Below are 18,316 nucleotides of genomic sequence, written 5' to 3'. Positions count from 1 at the left end.
TTTTCACAGGCCTGCCTTAACCCCATCGGGCCACCCCAAAGGCTCGCCCGAGATCGAGACGGATGCAGATTATGCACAGGCTAAAACACGGCCTACTCCAGGCCGCCGGTTGGCTGTTCTACCTGAGTTTACTGATGGGCCTCGCCATGGCGTTGCCCGTGTCCACGTTCGACTCCGAGTCGAAGGACTTCATTTTCCTGATTGGCGCCGTGGGTATCTGGCGCTACTCGATGGGTGCCACGCACTTTGTGCGCGGCATGATTTTTCTGTACATCGTCTACCCGTACCTGCGACGCAAAGTGCGCAAGCTGGGCAAAGCGGCTGACCCGTCCCATGTATTCCTGATGGTCACCAGTTTCCGTATCGATGCCCTGACCACTGCGCAGGTCTACAGCTCGGTGATCCGCGAAGCCATCGACTGCGGCCTGCCGACCACCGTGGTCTGCTCCATCGTGGAAATGTCCGATGAGCTACTGGTCAAAAGCCTGTGGAACCGGATGAACCCGCCGTCCCGGGTCAAGCTCGACTTCGTGCGCATTCCCGGCACCGGCAAGCGCGACGGCCTGGCCTATGGCTTCCGCGCCATCTCCCGGCACCTGCCGGATGATCGCGCCGTGGTCGCGGTGATCGATGGCGACACCGTGCTGGCTGAAGGCGTGGTGCTCAAGACCGTGCCGTGGTTCCAGCTGTTTGGCAACGTCGGCGGCCTGACCACCAACGAGTTCTGCGAAGTGCGCGGCGGCTACATCATGAGCGAATGGCACAAACTGCGTTTCGCCCAGCGCCACATCAACATGTGCTCGATGGCCTTGTCCAAGCGCGTGCTGACCATGACCGGCCGCATGTCGGTGTTCCGCGCCACCGTGGTCACCAACCCGGACTTCATCGCCGACGTGGAAAGCGACTCGCTGCAACACTGGCGCCTGGGTCGCTTCAAGTTCCTTACCGGCGATGACAAGTCGAGCTGGTTCAGCCTGATGCGCCTGGGCTACGACACGTTCTACGTGCCCGACGCGGCGATCAACACCGTTGAACACCCGCCGGAAAAGAGCTTCATCAAGGCCAGCCGCAAACTGATGTTCCGCTGGTACGGCAACAACCTGCGGCAGAACTCCCGTGCCCTGGGCCTGGGGATCAAACGCCTCGGCGTGTTCACTTCGGTGGTGCTGTTCGACCAGCGCGTGTCGATGTGGACCTCGCTGCTGGGCCTGACCGTGGCGTTGATCGCCAGCTTCAAGTACGGCACCGCGTTCATCCTGGTGTACCTGCTGTGGATCGGCATCACCCGGTTCATCCTGACCTTGTTGCTGTCGTGCTCCGGACACCGGATCGGCCCGGCCTACCCGGCGATTCTCTATTACAACCAGATCGTCGGCGCGCTGGTGAAGATCTACGTGTTCTTCCGCCTCGATCAACAGTCCTGGACTCGCCAGCCCACTTCTCTGACCCGTGATCTCGCCAGCTTTCAACGTTGGTTCAACACCTGGTCGTCTCGGACCATGACCTTCTCTGCCGGCAGCATTTTTGTCGCCGTGCTGCTGTTGATGGTCTGACCGAACTCGCCTGAATTAACTAGGAAAACGCCCCCTATGAATACCGCCGTCAACGCCAACGTAGTGCACGAATCCGAAGCCCAGCGCCAACACGCCCGAGTGAAAATCCCGGCCAAGTTGCGTTTCTTCGGCCCTGACCGGACGCCGGTCGAAGCCCGGGTGATCGACCTGTCCGCCGGTGGCCTGGCATTCAACGCCGGTCAATTGCCGCTGAAGATCGGTGACGTGTACAAGGCCCGCCTGCAATTCCTCATCGACAACCTCGGCCTGGCCATGGACGTCGAGTTGCAGGTCCGCTCCTTCGATCGCGAGACCGGACGCGCCGGCTGCCAGTTCCAGAACCTGGAACCACGGGACATCTCGACCCTGCGCCACCTGATCACTTCGCACCTGGCTGGCGACATCGTCAGCGTGGGTGAAATGCTGGCGACCCTGCAGCGCGACAATTTCACCAAGGCGCGTAAGGTCAAGGACGGCGGCCACGGCATGTCCGCGCTCGGCCGCATGAAAGCCGTGACCTTCAGCCTGGGGATCTTCGTTGTCGGCCTGGCTGCATTCGGCTTTGTTTTCAAATCGGTGTACGGCATGTACTTCGTCAGCCACGCCCAGGCCGGTCTGGTCAGCGTGCCGGGCGTGAACATCACCATGCCCCGCGACGGCACCGTGCAGAGCCTGGTGAAAGCCGACGGCGTGGCCGCCAAGGGCGCACCACTGGCGACCTTTAGCACCAGCATGCTCGACGTGCTCAAGGGCCATCTGGACGAAGACCAACTGCAACCGGCCAAGGTTGCAGAACTGTTCGGCAAGCAGATGACCGGCACCCTGACCTCGCCTTGCGACTGCACCGTGGCCCAGCAAATGGTCGCCAACGGTCAGTACGCCAGCAAGGGCGACGTGATCTTCCAACTGGTGCCGCGCAACAGCGAAGCCAATGTTGAAGCGCGCTTCTCCTATCGCCAGTTCGGCGACGTGCGCCCGGGTACTTCGGTGCGCTTCCAGATCGCCGGCGAGGACAAGAGCCGCACCGGCAAGATCGTCAGCAGCACCAGCCTGAAAAGCGCCGATCTGTCTTCGGACATCCGCGTGCTGATCCAGCCGGACGAAACCCTGGACAGCTCCCTCGCCGGCCGCCCGGTGGAAGTCAACAGCGACCGTGGCCCGAACCTGAACTGGCTGATCGACAAAGCCATGGCTGTCGGTCTTTAAGTCGAGGACATGCCTGTGACCATCACAAAAATCTCGAACACACCGCAATCCCTGTGGGAGCGAGCCTGCTCGCGATGGGATCCGCGCGGTCTGTCTGATGTACCGAGTTGCCTGCATCGCGAGCAGGCTCGCTCCTACATGGGGTCTCTGTGTGCAGTGGCATTGGCGGTGAGCCTGGCCGGTTGCGCCGGCCTGCCCGACCAGCGCCTGGCCAACGAAGCACTCAAACGTGGCGATACCGCCACCGCCGCGCAGAACTACCGGCAACTGGCAGACCTGGGCTACAGCGAAGCGCAGGTCGGCCTGGCCGATATCCAGGTCGACAGTCGCGACCCGGCGCAGATGAAACAGGCCGAGGCGACTTACCGCGCCGCGGCCAGCGTTTCGCCGCGCGCCCAGGCACGCCTCGGTCGTCTGCTGGTGGCCAAGCCAGGTTCCACCGAAGCGGAACAACACGAAGCCGAAACCCTGTTGAAAAAAGCCGCCGCCGCGGGCGAAGGCAACACGTTGATCCCGTTGGCGATGCTGTACCTGCAATACCCGCACAGCTTTCCCAACGTGAACGCCCAACAGCAGATCAGCCAATGGCGTGCCGAGAACAAACCGGAAGCCGGTCTGGCGCAGGTGCTGCTCTATCGCACCCAGGGCACCTACGACCAGCATCTGGATGACGTGGAAAAAATCTGCAAGGCCGCACTCAACACCAGCGACATCTGCTACGTCGAGCTGGCAACGGTCTATCAGAAACAGGCCAAGCCCGAGCAACAGGCCGAGCTGATCAAGCAGATGCAAGCGGCGCATGCCCGCGGCAGCGTTTCGGCGCAGCGCGTCGACAGCGTTGCCCGTGTGCTCGCCGATGCGTCCCTGGGCAAGACCGACGAGAAAACCGCACAGTCGCTGCTCGAACCGATCGCACCGGCCTACCCGGCGTCGTGGGTCAGCCTCGCGCAACTGCTCTACGACTTCCCCGAACTGGGCGACGTCGACCAGATGATGAAGTACCTGGACAACGGCCGCGCCGCCGACCAGCCCCGCGCCGAACTGTTGCTGGGCAAGCTCTACTTCGAAGGCAAACTGGTGCCGGCTGACGCCAAGGTCGCCGAAGAGCATTTCCAGAAAGCCGTCGGCCGCGAAGTCGCTGCCGATTACTACCTCGGTCAGATCTATCGCCGTGGCTACCTGGGCAAGGTCTATCCGCAGAAAGCCCTCGACCACCTGTTGACCGCTGCGCGCAACGGCCAGAACAGCGCCGACTTTGCCATCGCCCAACTGTTTTCCCAGGGCAAGGGCACCAAGCCTGATCCGCTGAACGCCTACGTCTTCAGCCAACTGGCCCTGGCCCAGAACACTCCGCAAGCCACCGAGCTTGCGCAAACAATCCAAACGCAATTGCCGCCCGACCGGTTGGCCGAAGCCCAACGCCTGTTGAAACAAGAACAGGCCGTGCGCGGTGCCCTGAGCCCGAACACGCCGGAACTGCACACCCTGCAAGAAGAAGTCAGCGAGGAATCCCAATGAAGTTGAATCCATTCATGAAGGCCGGCATCGGCCTGACATTCGCGCTGATCTGGTCTTGCCCGACGCTCGCTGCGATGACTGAGACCAAGAACTTTGGCCTCGAGGTGAAGGTTACCGGCCAATCCGAAGACGACAGTGACCTCGGTACCAAGAGCGGTGGCGACGTCAACGGCGTCGGCCTCGACTTGCGTCCATGGATCTATGGCGAAAGCGGCGCGTGGAGCGCCTATGCCATGGGGCAAGCCGTGACGGCCACCGACATCATCGAGACGGACACCTTGCAAGGGACCGCCAGCGATGGCACCACGCCCACCGACAACGGTGATCGCAAGACCAAGAAAAACTACCTGGCCATGCGCGAATTCTGGGTCGGCTACAGCGGACTCACTCCGTATCCGGGCGAGCAGTTGAAGCTCGGTCGCCAACGCCTGCACAACGCCGACGGCCAATGGCGCGACACCAACATCGAAGCCCTGAACTGGACGTTCGACACAACCCTGTTGCGCGCCAACGTCGGGATCGCCGAACGTTTCAGCGAGTACCGCACCGACCTCACGGAACTCGCCCCGAAAGACAAGGATCGCCTGCACGCCTACGCCGATGCGTCGTATCAGTGGACACCGGGCAACTGGGTCGGCATTCGCGGTCATCACACCCACGACAACGGCAAGCTCGACTTCCCGGAGCCAGGTGTGCCGGCGGATTCGCTGGACAAGAAACAGAACGGCGACATCAGCTGGCTCGGCCTCACCGCCGACAGCGACGCCTACAACTGGCGCAACACCAACACAGTCAATTACTGGGGCAGCATCACCGGCATGAGCGGCGACCGCGACATCGTCAACCCGCTGAACGCTGATGGCACCGCTCCGGCACAAGCCAAATCCAGCGGCAACGTTAATGGCTGGGCCACGGACCTGGGTGTCCGTCTGCGCCTCGATCCGCAATGGCAAGTCGGTGCCGCCTATGCCCGCGCCAGCGCCGAGTACGAACAGAACGGCTTGGAAAGCAACCGCTCGAACTACACCGGTACGCGCTCGCGGGTTCACCGTTTCGGCGAAGCCTTCCGTGGCGAAATGCAAAACATGCAGACCGCGACTTTGTTCGGTTCGTGGATGCTCAACGACGAATACGACGCCAGCCTGATCTACCACAAATTCTGGCGCGTCGACGGCAACAAACCGGTCGGCAGCAATGGCATCAACGCCGTCGAAAACAACACCGACGATGCCACCGGCGCAATTCTTTCCACCACGTCCCTGCCGCTGAACGATGGCGAGAAAGACCTCGGTCAGGAGATGGACCTGGTGGTCACCAAGTACTTCAAGCAAGGCCTGTTGCCGGCGGCGTTGAGCCAGTCGATCGACGAGCCTTCGGCCCTGGTGCGCTTCCGTGGTGGCGTGTTCAAGCCAGGCGATGCGTACGGCAAGGAAGTCGATTCGTACATGCACCGCGCGTTCATCGACGTGATCTGGCGCTTCTGATGCACATTGCGAAGGGAGTCTCCCAGATGAATCATCCAGCCCGAAAAGGCTCGATCAGCCTGTTGGCCGGCGCGATGCTGCTGGCCAGCGCGACTGCCTTCGCCAATGTGGAACCGGCGAAGCCGGTAACCACGGCCAAGGAACTGCAACAGGCCAAGACCTACACCGTCAGCAGCGCACCGACCGCGCCGCTGGAACTGGCCACGCCGAAACTGCCGGACGTTTCCGGCTACACAGCCGAAGCCATCGCCGCGAAGATCGTGCGCAGCAAACCGGGCAAGATCAGCCTGCGCCGGATGATGCAGGAAGACGCCCTGAAGGACTTCATCGGCGGCGACAACAAGATGGCCGAGTGGGTGGTGCGTCAGCACGGCATCCCACAGGCGATCTTCGTCGACGACGGCTACATGAACCTCAAGGACCTGGCGAAAAAAATCCCCAAGCAGTACTTCAGCGAAACCTCGCCGGGTGTGTTCCTCTCGCGGTTGCCGATCGTGGTCGGTCGTCACGGCATTCTGGAAATCGACAAGCAGACCCAGGAACTGCGCCTGTCCCAGGAGGCCGGTGCGTTCCTGGTCAACGACGGCCAGTTGTTTGTGCGTGACACAAAAATTACCGGTTGGCGCGAGAAGGACAACGGCCCGGCGACGTTCACTTCGCCGAAGGAATTCCGTCCGTTCCTGCTGTCCTGGGGCGGCACCGAGACCTACATCGCCAACAGCAAGATCGCCAGTTTCGGCTACGCCAACAGTAAGTCCTACGGCGTGAGTATTTCCCAATACACGCCGAACATGGCCAAGGTGCTCAAGCGTCCTGAGCCAACCGGCTGGATCGTCGGCTCCGAATTCTCGGACATGTGGTACGGCTTCTACTGCTATGAAACCCGCGACTTCGTGGTCAAGGGCAACACCTACAAAGACAACATCGTCTACGGCATTGACCCGCACGACCGTTCCCACGGCCTGATCATTGCCGACAACACGGTGTTTGGTACGAAGAAGAAGCACGGGATCATTATTTCCCGTGAGGTCAACGACAGCTTCATCTTCAACAACCGCAGCTACGACAACCACCTCTCGGGGCTGGTGATCGACCGTAACAGCGTGAACAACCTGATTGCCCACAACGAGATCTACCAGAACCACACCGACGGCATCACCCTCTACGAGAGTGCCGATAACCTGTTGTGGGGCAACCGCGTGCTGAGCAACAAGCGCCACGGCATCCGCATTCGTAACAGCGTGAACATTCGCCTGTACGAAAACGTCGCCATGGCCAACGGTCTGACCGGCGTCTACGGGCACATCAAGGACCTGAGCAACACCGACCGTGACATCAAGCTCGACCCGTTCGACGCCCAGGTATCGCTGATCGTGGTCGGCGGTGAACTGGCGGCCAACGGCAGCGGGCCGCTGTCCATCGACTCGCCGCTGAGTGTCGAGTTGTATCGCGTGTCCATGCTCGCCCCGACCAAATCCAGCGGCATCAGCTTTTCGGGGATTCTCGGCGAGCGCCAGGATGAAATTCTCGACCTGCTGGTGCGCCAGCAGAAAGCCGTGCTGATCGACCCTGTCGAACGCCAGACCGAAATGCGGGACTGAGGATAATTTTATGCACCCACACTTGATCAAATTACTCAGCCTGTCGGCCCTGACCGCCGGCATTCTCGCGGCCAGCGGTGGTGTTCGCGCCGATGAGGTCAAAGCACCCAGCTTCACTGCGGAACCGTGCTGCAGCCTGTGCCCGGCCGCCCACGATCCGAAGAACTACACCACCCGTTACCAGCAGAACTTCACCACGCTGGTGCAGGCCCAGGGTGACTGGTTGTTCCGTACGCAAGAAGACTTGCGCACCGAATTCGACACCACGCCCGCCGGCTACAAACGCATGAAACAACTGCACGATGCGTTCAAGAGCAAAGGCGTGGAACTGGTTGTCGTGTACCAGCCGACCCGTGGCCTGGTGAACCGCAACAAGCTCAACCCGGCGGAGAAGGCCAGCTTCGACTTCGACAAGGCGCTGCAGAACTACAAGTCCATGCTCGGTCGTTTCGCGCAGATGGGCTACGTGGTCCCGGACCTGTCGCCACTGACCAACGAGTCGTTGCCCGACACCCTGCCCGCCCACGATTTCTACTTCCGTGGCGACCAGCACTGGACCCCGTACGGCGCCCAGCGCACGGCGAAAATCGTCGCCGAGAAGGTCAAGCAGCTGCCTGAATTCGCCGACATTCCCAAGCGCGAATTCGAGACCAAAAAGTCGGGTCGCATGGGCAAGACCGGAACCTTGCACAACATGGCCGGTCAACTCTGTGGCACCAGCTACGCGATCCAGTACATGGATCAGTTCACCACCGAGCCGAAGGGCGAAGCGGGCGATGGCGATTTGTTCGGCGATTCCGGCAACCCGCAGATCACCCTCGTGGGTACCTCCCACAGCGGCAAGAACTACAACTTCTCCGGTTTCCTCGAAGAGGCCATCGGTGCCGACATCCTCAACGTAGCGTTCCCCGGCGGCGGCCTGGAAGGTTCGATGCTGCAGTACCTGGGCAGCGACGAGTTCCAGAAAAACCCGCCGAAGATTCTCATCTGGGAATTCTCGCCGCTGTACCGCCTCGACCAGGAAACCATCTACCGCCAGATGATGGCGCTGCTGGACAACGGTTGCGAAGGCAAGGATGCACAGATGTCCGGCAGCGCCACGCTCAAGCCGGGCAAAAACGAGTTGATGGTCAACAGCAAGAACATGGACCTGCGCAACGGTAGTCATCAGGTCGACATCCGTTTCGCCGACACCTCGGTGAAAACCCTGCAAGCCACCCTCTGGTACATGAACGGTCGCCACGAGGACATCAAGATCGACAAACCGGAAACCTCCGAGACTGACGGGCGTTTCGCTTTCGAGTTGCGCACGGACGAAGACTGGGCCTCGCAAAACCTGCTGGCCGTTGAAGTCCAGGGCCCGGAACAAGCGGGTGCCGCGCCACAGAAAGTCGAAGCGAAAATCTGCAAACGCAACGTATTCCCGGGCGCCGAACAGCGTACTGCTTCGGTCGGGCAATGAGGTCTGCTATGCGCTATCCGAAATTTTCAACTCTGTTGGCACCGACGCTCTTGAGCCTGGCGATGTTCGCCGGGGCCACGCAAGCGGCTGCGCCACTGCGTCCACCCCAGGGCTATTTTGCGCCTGTGGATAAATTCAAGACGGGCGACAAGAGCGAAGGCTGCGATGCAATGCCGACGCCGTACACCGGCTCGTTGCAATTTCGCAGCAAGTACGAAGGCTCGGACAAGTCCCGCGCGACCCTGAACGTGCAGTCGGAAAAAGCCTTCCGCGAAAGCACCGCCGACATCACCAAGATCGAGCGCGGCACCAGCAAGCGCGTGATGCAGTTCATGCGTGACGGCCGCCCGGAACAACTGGAATGCACGTTGAGCTGGCTGACGGCCTGGGCCCAGGCCGATGCATTGATGTCCAAGGACTTCAACCACACCGGCAAGTCGATGCGCAAATGGGCGCTGGGCAGCATGGCTTCGGCGTACATCCGCCTGAAGTTTTCCGACTCCCACCCGCTGGCCACCCATCAACAGCAAGCGCAGTTGATCGAAGCCTGGTTCAGCAAGATGGCCGACCAGGTGGTCAGCGACTGGGACAACCTGCCGCTCGACCAGACCAACAACCACTCGTACTGGGCCGCCTGGTCGGTGATGGCCACTTCCGTCGCCACCAACCGCCGCGACCTGTTCGACTGGGCGGTTAAGGAATACAAGGTCGGCGCCAGCCAGGTCGACGCCGACGGCTACCTGCCCAACGAACTCAAGCGCCAGCAACGGGCGCTGGCCTACCACAACTACGCCCTGCCGCCGCTGGCGATGATCGCCAGTTTCGCCCAGGTCAACGGTGTGGATCTGCGCCAGGAAAACAACGGCGCGCTCAAACGCCTGGGTGACCGGGTGTTGTCCGGGGTGAAAGACCCGGACCAGTTCGAGAAAAAGAACGGCAAGGAACAGGACATGACCGACCTGAAGGAGGACATGAAATTCGCCTGGCTCGAACCGTTCTGCTCGCTCTACACCTGCTCGCCGGAGGTGCTGGCGAAGAAGCACAAGATGCAACCGTTCAAGACCTTCCGCCTCGGCGGTGACCTGACCAAGGTCTACGACCCGGCCAATGAAAAGGGCAGCAAAGGTTCCTAGACCAGACACAACCCCCTGTAGGAGCTGCCGAAGGCTGCGATCTTTTGATCCTGCTTTTAAAGATCAAGATCAAAAGATCGCAGCCTTCGGCAGCTCCTACAGGGTCGGTGTCGAAAGTGAGTTTTGTGAGTTACCCCCCGGATTTCTGTGGGGGGTTTGGGGGGGCCGTTGGCCCTTGACTGTTGGTTCAAACAAGGAGAGATCGGGATGGTTTTTTCGTCCAACGTGTTCCTGTTTTTGTTCTTGCCGATCTTTCTCGGCTTGTACTACCTGAGCGGGCAACGCTATCGCAATTTGCTGCTGCTGATTGCCAGCTACGTGTTCTACGCCTGGTGGCGTGTGGACTTCCTCGCACTGTTCGCGGCGGTTACGCTGTGGAACTACTGGATCGGCCTGAAAGTCGGTGCCGCCGGGGTCAGGACCAAACCGGCGCAGCGCTGGCTGCTGCTCGGCGTGGCCGTCGACCTGTGCATCCTCGGCTACTTCAAGTACGCCAACTTCGGCGTCGACAGCATCAACGCGATGATGACGTCGGTGGGTCTTTCGCCATTCATCCTGACCCACGTGCTGTTGCCGATCGGGATCTCGTTCTACATCTTCGAGTCCATCAGCTACATCATCGACGTCTACCGTGGCGACACCCCGGCGACCCGCAACCTGATCGACTTCGCGGCGTTCGTGGCGATCTTCCCGCACCTGATCGCCGGCCCCGTGTTGCGTTTCCGCGACCTGGCCGACCAGTTCAACAACCGCACCCACACCCTCGACAAGTTCTCCGAGGGCTGCACGCGGTTCATGCAGGGTTTCATCAAGAAAGTCTTCATCGCCGATACCCTGGCGGTGGTGGCCGACCACTGCTTCGCCCTGCAAAATCCGACCACGGGCGATGCCTGGCTCGGCGCGCTGGCGTACACCGCGCAGCTGTATTTCGACTTCTCCGGTTACAGCGACATGGCCATCGGCCTGGGCTTGATGATGGGTTTTCGCTTCATGGAAAACTTCAAGCAGCCTTACGTCAGCCAGTCGATCACCGAGTTCTGGCGGCGCTGGCACATCAGCCTGTCGACCTGGCTGCGTGACTACCTGTACATCACCCTCGGCGGCAACCGCAAAGGTACGCTGATGACCTATCGCAACCTGTTCCTGACCATGCTGCTCGGTGGTCTGTGGCACGGCGCGAACATCACCTACATCGTCTGGGGTGCGTGGCACGGCATGTGGCTGGCGATTGAAAAAGCCATCGGCCTGAATACTTCTCCACGCAGCTTCAACCCGATCCGCTGGGTGACGACCTTCCTGCTGGTGGTGATGGGCTGGGTGATCTTCCGCGCGGAAAACCTGCACGTCGCCGGGCGCATGTACGGCGCGATGTTCAGCTTCGGTGACTGGTCGCTGTCGGAACTCAACCAGGCCAGCCTCACCGGCCTGCAAGTGGCAACGCTGATCGTGGCTTACGTGACCCTGGCGTTCTTCGGCCTGCGGGATTTCTACACCAATCAGCCTCCGGTGAAGACCAAGCCTGCAGTGAACATCGACGCCGACGGCCCGGCCGCTGCGACACCGGGAACGATCAAGGCCGTGCCTGGGGATAACCCGGCAAACATTCACCAGCCAGGCTACACCGTCGGCGTCGAAGCCCAGGTGCAACCGGCCTACTGGACCGCTGACTGGTCGCGCTACGTGATGCGTGCGCTGGTGCTGCTGCTGTTCATCGCCTCGATTCTCAAACTCTCGGCGCAAAGCTTCTCGCCGTTCCTTTACTTCCAGTTCTGAGGGATCTGACCATGACCCGCTCATTACGCATCTTCTACATCGCGCTGTTCCTGGTGACCCTGCTGGTGCTCGGTCTGTGGTCGGTGCGCAGCTTCTTCGGCTTCAGCACCAACGCCGATGCGACAGTGCTCAACGGTCGCTGGACCAAGGCCGTGGAAACGCATTACGACGACGAGTTCCCGATCAAGCGCCTGGGCACCAACCTCTGGGCCGCGCTGGATTTCAAACTGTTCAACGAAGGTCGTCCGGGCGTGGTGCTCGGTCGCGACCAGTGGTTGTACAGCGATGAAGAATTCCACCCGGTGGTCAACGAAGAGCTGAACCTGCAAGGCAACTACGCGCTGGTCGAAGGCGTGCGCCAGACCTTGAAGGAAAAAGGCGTGCAACTGGTGATGGCGGTGGTGCCGGCCAAGGTGCGCCTGTACCCGGAACACCTCGGTGAAGTGAAACCGGCGAGCATCCACGCCAACCTCTACAAGGACTTCCACCAGCGCCTGGCCGCCGACCGGATTCCGGCCCCTGACCTGCTCGGCCCGCTGCAACAGGCCAAGCAGGATGGCCAGCAAGTGTTCCTGCGCACCGACACCCACTGGACGCCGCAAGGCGCCGAGATCGCTGCCAACCGTCTGGCCAAAACCATCGCCGACAAGTATCCGCTGAGCGGCGAGCCGCAGCGCTTCGTCACCGAACCTGCGGAAACCGTCACCCACAAGGGCGACCTGCGTCTGTTCCTGCCACTGGACCCGCTGTTCGAAAACCTGATGCCCAAGCAAGAAACCTTGCAGAAGCGCAATACGGTCGCGGCAGAAGATCAGCCCGCCGGCGACGACGCGCTGTTCGCCAACACCGAAGTGCCGGTGGCCCTGATCGGCACCAGCTACAGCGCCAACCCCAACTGGAACTTCGTCGGCGCGCTCAAGCAGGCGCTGCACAGCGACGTGGTCAATTACGCCGAAGACGGCCACGGCCCGATTCTGCCGATGCTCAGCTACCTGAAAAGCGATGCCTTCAAGAACAGCCCGCCACAGGTGCTGATCTGGGAGTTCCCTGAACGATATCTGCCCGTGAACAACGAAATCGGCGACGCCGACCCGCAGTGGGTCGCAGAGCTTAAACAAGCCGGCGCCCGCCAACAAAACGTAGCCAACATCAACAAATCCGAGACGCCCGACCGGGCGCAAAACTGAAAGAGAGGTACACCATGACTTTCACTACAACTCCTCGTCGTCTCGCTAAAAGCTTTGCCCTGGTTGCCGGCCTCAGCGTGCTGTCGGTACAGGCTTTCGCCGGTGGCGACGCCGCCCTGTACGGCCCGACCGCACCGAAAGGCTCGACCTTCGTGCGCATCTACAACGCCAGCAACGCCGAAGTCAGCGCCACCGTCGGCAGCACCAACCTGAGCGACGTCGCGCCACTGTCCAGCAGTGACTTCAGCTTCATGCCGGGCGGCGACTACAGCGCCAAGGTCGGTAGCCAGAGCCTGCCGGTGAAATTGGCCGGCGACCACTATTACACCCTGGTCAACAACGCCAGCAGCGCACCGCAACTGATCGAAGAGCCGCCGTTCAAGAACAAGCAGAAGTCCCTGGTACGCATGCAAAACCTCAGCGACAAGGCGCTGACCCTGAAGACCGCCGATGGCAAGACCGACGTGGTCCCGAACGTGGCAGCCAAAGGCCGTGGCGAACGTGAAATCAACCCGGTGAAGGTCAGCCTGGCGCTGTATGACGGCGCAACCAAAGTCGGCGACGTAAAACCGGTCGCCCTGGAACGCGGTGAAGCCGCGGTGCTGTACGTCACCGGCAGCGGCAGCAGCCTGTCGCCGGTCTGGGTGAAACGCCCGGTGTCGACGCGCTAATGATTTTTCCGCAGAGGTAACGTCGATCTCTGTAGGAGCTGCCGCAGGCTGCGATCTTTTGATTCTCGGCGTCATTGAATACGCCAAAAGATCGCAGCCTTCGGCAGCTCCTGCACAGGCAGCGCAACCCCTGCGACACGGAACAAAAACAAGAGTGAAACGACAGAACGCAGTAGCTCTAACCAATCGATATTCAAGGAGTAACAACATGATTCCGGTGATCTTGTCAGGTGGTAGTGGCTCACGTCTTTGGCCGCTTTCCCGCAAACAATTCCCTAAACAGTTCCTGGCCCTGACCGGCGAACACACCCTGTTCCAGCAAACCCTGGAACGCCTGGTGTTCGAAGGGATGGACTCGCCAATCGTGGTCTGCAACAAGGACCACCGCTTCATCGTCAACGAGCAATTAGCGGCGCGCAAACTGGAAACCCAACGCATCCTGATGGAACCGTTCGGTCGCAACACCGCGCCGGCCGTGGCCCTGACTGCGATGATGCTGGTCAGTGAAGGTCGCGACGAGCTGATGCTGGTACTGCCGGCCGACCACGTGCTGGAAGACCAGAAGGCCCTGCAACGCGCCCTGGCCCTGGCCACCGTCGCCGCCGAAAACGGTGAAATGGTGCTGTTCGGCGTGCCGGCCACCAAGCCGGAAACCGGTTATGGCTACATCAAGTCGACCAACGACTCGCTGCTGCCTGAAGGTGTCAGCCGCGTCTCGCACTTCGTCGAAAAACCCGACGTGAAGCGCGCCACCGAGTTCGTCCAGTCCGGCGGTTACTTCTGGAACAGCGGCATGTTCCTGTTCCGCGCCAGCCGCTTCCTGGAAGAGCTGAAGAAGCACGATCCGGACATCTACGACACCTGCCTGCTGACCCTGGAACGCAGCCATCAGGATGCCGACACCATCACCTTCGACGAAGCCACCTTCGCCTGCTGCCCGGACAATTCCATCGACTACTCGGTGATGGAAAAAACCCAACGCGCCTGCGTCGTGCCGCTGACCGCTGGCTGGAGCGATGTCGGCTGCTGGTCGTCGTTGTGGGAAGTCAATAAAAAAGACGCCAACGGCAACGTCACCAAAGGCGACGTGGTGATCCAGGACAGCAAAAACTGCATGATCCACGGCAACGGCAAACTGGTGTCGGTGATCGGCCTGGAAAACATCGTCGTGGTCGAAACCAAGGACGCCATGATGATCGCCCACAAGGACAAGGTCCAAGGCGTGAAACAGATGGTCAACACCCTCAACGAACAAGGCCGCAGCGAAACCCAGAACCACTGCGAGGTCTACCGTCCGTGGGGCTCCTACGACTCGGTGGACATGGGCGGGCGCTTCCAGGTCAAGCACATCTCGGTCAAACCGGGCGCTTGCCTGTCGCTGCAGATGCACCACCACCGCGCCGAACACTGGATCGTGGTCAGCGGCACCGCCGAGGTGACCTGTGACGAGAACGTGTTCCTGCTGACCGAGAACCAGTCGACCTATATTCCGATTGCTTCGGTGCACCGTTTGCGCAATCCGGGGAAGATTCCGTTGGAGATCATCGAAGTTCAATCGGGTAGTTATCTGGGCGAGGACGATATCGAGCGGTTTGAGGATATCTATGGAAGGTCGACACCGGTTGAGCGTGGGGTTTCGGTGAAGACTATCGCGCAGTAACGTTCAGTAAGACAAGAAGCCCCCGTCCAGCCTGCTGCGTTCCCTATCCGCAGCAGGCTGGGCGGGGGCTTTTTTTGCACTGAGTTTTTTAGTGCCTTGGCTGGCCCCTTCGCGAGCAGGCTCGCTCCTACTGTTGACCGAGTTCTTCCTGGAGAAACGCAATCGAATGTGGGAGCGAGCCTGCTCGCGATGAGGCCATCACAGGCTCCACAAAAATCTCCCCCATCGCCAACCCCACCCGCGCTTAGGTAGGATGGTCTCTCCATTCCCGAGGTTGGCGCGTCATGTTCATCGGCATCCTGCTGGTCATCACCTGGCTGATCCTGTTGCTGCGCTACCCGGCCAAGGCCTTGCCCGTATCCGTAGCCGCCGCCCTGGGGTTGGGCATCGTCGCCACCTGGGTCATCTGGATGGATCACCGCGAACTCAAGCAGCTGCAACGCCTGGAGTTGCGCATCAGCTACGCGCCTCAGCAATGTCCCGCCGATCGGCCACTGCAATTGACCCTGAACAACGGCAATGACGTGCCGCTAACCGAGCTGCGCTGGCGAGTGGCGGCTTATGCACCGGGCGATACGGTGAACCTGGCCGACAACCAATACACCGCCCCACGCTATCGCGGCCCCGGCGAATTGCAGGCCGGTGGCAACTGGGAAGATTGCTTGCCGCTGCCGCCATTGCGTCCTGGCTACCGTCCGGAAACCCTGGAGTTTCGCGCCGAGCGGTTGCAGGGTAGTTTTTCCGACTGATCCCTCCCCCATTTTTTTGCACAAGGAATGCGCCATGCCCGTTGCGTTGATTACCGGTTGTTCCAGTGGCATCGGCCGTGCCCTTGCCGATGCGTTCAAGGGCGCTGGTTATGAAGTCTGGGCCAGTGCGCGCAAGGTCGAAGATGTCGCCATGCTGAGCGCTGCCGGATTTACCGCCGTGCAACTTGACGTAAACGACGGTGTTGCCCTTGAGCAGTTGAGCGACCGCATCAACCAGGAGCGCGGTGGTCTCGACGTGCTGATCAACAACGCGGGTTATGGCGCCATGGGACCACTGCTCGATGGCGGCGTACCGGCCATGCAACGCCAGTTCGAAACTAATGTGTTCGCTGTCGTTGGCGTCACTCGCGCGATGTTTCCTGTGCTGCGCCGGACCAAAGGATTGGTCGTGAATATCGGCAGCGTTTCGGGTGTGTTGGTCACGCCATTCGCCGGCGCCTACTGCGCCTCGAAAGCCGCCGTGCATGCCTTGAGCGATGCCTTGCGCATGGAACTGGCGCCGTTCGGCGTGCGAGTGATGGAAGTCCAGCCGGGGGCCATCGCTTCCAGCTTCGCCAGGAATGCCGGGCACGAAGCCGAGCAACTGATCAGTGAGCAATCGCCATGGTTTCCGCTGCGCGAAGGCATTCGCGCCCGGGCCAGGGCTTCCCAGGACAAACCGACCCCGGCCAGTGAATTCGCCGCCGGATTGCTCAAGGCTGTGCAGCAGAACAAACCTGCGCGACTGGTGCGCCTGGGCAATGGCAGTCGTGCATTGCCGCTGATGGCCAGTTTGTTACCCAAGGGTTTGCTCGAATCCGGGCTGATGAAGCGGTTCGGGTTGCGCGGGCAGCTCTGAAACCGAGTCGCCGCTATCGCGAGCAGGCTCACTCCTACATTGAAATGCGTTTCCCTGTAGGAGTGAGCCTGCTCGCGATGGCGTCAGAACAGACACTGCAAAATTTCAGGAATGACTTCCATGACCGACTACACCGAATACTTCGACGAAGTGATCCAGGCCCACGTAGCCATCGAACAATGGCTGGCCGAAGAGCGGGACGCGTCCGAACTCGAACAACTGTTGACCCGTTTTTCGCCGCAGTTCTCCATGGTCTCGCCGCTCGGTCGGGTGCTGGATTTTGACGCGCTGAAAGAATTGTTCACGCTGGCGGGCGGCAAGAAACTCGGGTTCCGCATCGAGCTCAGTGAGTTGCGTGGCATTGCGTTGTACGACGGCGGCGCGACCGTGAGTTACCGCGAACAACAGACCGATGCGACCGGACTGCACTCGGATCGTCGCTCCACGGTGGTGTTTGAAAAACACGCCGATGGCCGGGTGATCTGGCGGCATCTGCATGAGACGTTTTGCAAGGAGTGAACCTCTGTCTTATGCCTGCGAGACCGAACCGGTCTACCTGTCATGCACCATTGTCCTGCTTCACCACCACCGTGCACGTGATCCCCGCCGCCAACAGCACCCCTTCCGGCACTTCATCGATGTGGATGCGCACCGGCACCCGTTGCGCCAGGCGAACCCAGTTGAAGGTCGGGTTTACATCGGCGATCAACTCGCGGCTCTCCGGGTTGTCGCGGTCGTAGATGCCACGCGAGATGCTTTCCACGTGGCCCTTGAGTACTTCGCCGCTCATCAGTTGCATGTCGGCCTTATCACCCACGCGCACATGGGGCAGCTTGGTTTCTTCGAAGAAGCCGTAGACCCAGAACGAGTTCATGTCGACCACGGCCATTTTCGCCTCGCCGATGCGCGCGTAGTCGCCGCGATGCACGTTGAGGTTGGTGACATAGCCGTCTACCGCCGCACGCACTTCAGTGCGTTTGAGATTGAGTTCGGCGGCTTCCAGTTGCGCCTTGGCCTGTTGGTAATCGGCCAGGGCCGAGTCAGCAAGATTGCTGGCGTCGTCACGGTTTTCCCGGGAGATCACCAGGTTGTCCATATCGGCTCGACGATAGGCGTTGACCTTGCGCATCTCCCAGGTCGCCTTGCGCGATGCCACCAGACTTTGAGCCTGCTTGACTGCAAGACGGTAGTGCTCGGGGTCGATCTGCATCAGCAAATCGCCCTTCTTCACCAGTTGGTTGTCGCGCACCGGCACGTCCACCACTTCGCCGGTAACGTCGGCGGCGACGTTGATGATGTCGGCGCGCACGCGGCCGTCACGGGTCCACGGCGTGTTCATGTAGTGCTCCCACAAGGAGCGGCCGATCCACAGCGCGAGGGCCAGCACCAGCAAGGTCGCGAGCAGGCTGAAAAACTTTTTCATCGGGGCATTCTTCAGAGATAGAGAGTCAGTGATAGAG

15 protein-coding genes are annotated in these 18,316 nt (G+C 60.8%); 14 read left to right on the top strand and 1 reads right to left on the bottom strand.

Features of this window, described 5'->3' with window-relative positions; all coding sequences use genetic code 11:
• The first annotated feature begins 71 nt into the window (after positions 1–71).
• The 14 genes from alg8 (at position 72) to AC1D19_RS06020 (ending at position 17,375) form a co-directional block, all read left to right on the top strand.
• Positions 72–1,553 (top strand): mannuronan synthase, encoded by a 1,482-nt coding sequence (gene alg8, locus AC1D19_RS06085; RefSeq protein ID WP_437128365.1) that lies wholly within the window; start codon positions 72–74, stop codon positions 1,551–1,553.
• A 36-nt stretch (positions 1,554–1,589) separates the two neighbouring features.
• Positions 1,590–2,759 (top strand): PilZ domain-containing protein, encoded by a 1,170-nt coding sequence (locus AC1D19_RS06080; RefSeq protein WP_477762675.1) that lies wholly within the window; start codon positions 1,590–1,592, stop codon positions 2,757–2,759.
• Positions 2,760–2,897: 138 nt separating this feature from the next.
• A complete protein-coding gene (gene algK / locus AC1D19_RS06075; protein ID WP_477762823.1) occupies positions 2,898–4,277 on the top strand; it encodes an alginate biosynthesis TPR repeat lipoprotein AlgK in 1,380 nt (459 codons plus the stop codon).
• On the top strand, positions 4,274–5,761 hold the full coding sequence (locus AC1D19_RS06070; RefSeq protein WP_477753208.1) for an alginate export family protein: 1,488 nt from the start codon (positions 4,274–4,276) through the stop codon (positions 5,759–5,761). The genes algK and AC1D19_RS06070 overlap by 4 nt, the downstream gene beginning before the upstream one ends.
• A gap of 26 nt (positions 5,762–5,787) precedes the next feature.
• The gene (gene algG / locus AC1D19_RS06065; protein ID WP_477762674.1) at positions 5,788–7,362 is read left to right on the top strand and encodes a mannuronan 5-epimerase AlgG; all 1,575 of its coding nucleotides are present in this window, start codon (positions 5,788–5,790) and stop codon (positions 7,360–7,362) included.
• 10 nt (positions 7,363–7,372) lie between these two features.
• Positions 7,373–8,824 carry an alginate O-acetyltransferase gene (locus AC1D19_RS06060; RefSeq protein ID WP_477762673.1) on the top strand — a complete coding sequence of 484 codons (1,452 nt, stop codon included), beginning with the start codon at positions 7,373–7,375 and terminating at the stop codon, positions 8,822–8,824.
• Between the two features lie 8 nt (positions 8,825–8,832).
• Positions 8,833–9,957, top strand: a complete 1,125-nt coding sequence (locus tag AC1D19_RS06055) for a mannuronate-specific alginate lyase (RefSeq protein ID WP_477753205.1) — start codon at positions 8,833–8,835, stop codon at positions 9,955–9,957.
• A 207-nt stretch (positions 9,958–10,164) separates the two neighbouring features.
• The gene (locus tag AC1D19_RS06050) at positions 10,165–11,730 is read left to right on the top strand and encodes an MBOAT family O-acyltransferase (protein ID WP_477762672.1); all 1,566 of its coding nucleotides are present in this window, start codon (positions 10,165–10,167) and stop codon (positions 11,728–11,730) included.
• A gap of 11 nt (positions 11,731–11,741) precedes the next feature.
• Positions 11,742–12,917: an alginate O-acetyltransferase gene (locus AC1D19_RS06045; RefSeq protein ID WP_477762671.1), complete on the top strand. Its 1,176-nt coding sequence runs from the start codon at positions 11,742–11,744 to the stop codon at positions 12,915–12,917.
• A 14-nt stretch (positions 12,918–12,931) separates the two neighbouring features.
• Positions 12,932–13,588: an alginate O-acetyltransferase AlgF gene (locus tag AC1D19_RS06040; RefSeq protein WP_477762670.1), complete on the top strand. Its 657-nt coding sequence runs from the start codon at positions 12,932–12,934 to the stop codon at positions 13,586–13,588.
• A 208-nt stretch (positions 13,589–13,796) separates the two neighbouring features.
• On the top strand, positions 13,797–15,248 hold the full coding sequence (locus tag AC1D19_RS06035; RefSeq protein ID WP_477762669.1) for a mannose-1-phosphate guanylyltransferase/mannose-6-phosphate isomerase: 1,452 nt from the start codon (positions 13,797–13,799) through the stop codon (positions 15,246–15,248).
• Positions 15,249–15,532: 284 nt separating this feature from the next.
• Positions 15,533–15,997, top strand: a complete 465-nt coding sequence (locus AC1D19_RS06030) for a multidrug transporter (protein WP_477762668.1) — start codon at positions 15,533–15,535, stop codon at positions 15,995–15,997.
• Positions 15,998–16,031: 34 nt separating this feature from the next.
• Entirely contained in the window at positions 16,032–16,856 is an 825-nt protein-coding gene (locus AC1D19_RS06025) for an SDR family oxidoreductase (RefSeq protein WP_477762667.1), read from the top strand.
• A 120-nt stretch (positions 16,857–16,976) separates the two neighbouring features.
• Positions 16,977–17,375 (top strand): DUF4440 domain-containing protein, encoded by a 399-nt coding sequence (locus AC1D19_RS06020; protein ID WP_477762666.1) that lies wholly within the window; start codon positions 16,977–16,979, stop codon positions 17,373–17,375.
• A gap of 40 nt (positions 17,376–17,415) precedes the next feature.
• Here the strand turns inward: AC1D19_RS06020 and AC1D19_RS06015 are convergent, their stop codons facing one another.
• Positions 17,416–18,279, bottom strand: a complete 864-nt coding sequence (locus AC1D19_RS06015; RefSeq protein ID WP_477762665.1) for an efflux RND transporter periplasmic adaptor subunit — start codon at positions 18,277–18,279, stop codon at positions 17,416–17,418.
• Positions 18,280–18,316 lie beyond the last annotated feature (37 nt).

The organism is Pseudomonas sp. P1_C12 (assembly GCF_056406435.1).
The sequence above is the reverse complement of the archived record's forward strand: the minus strand, read 5'-3'. Positions and strand labels throughout refer to the sequence as shown.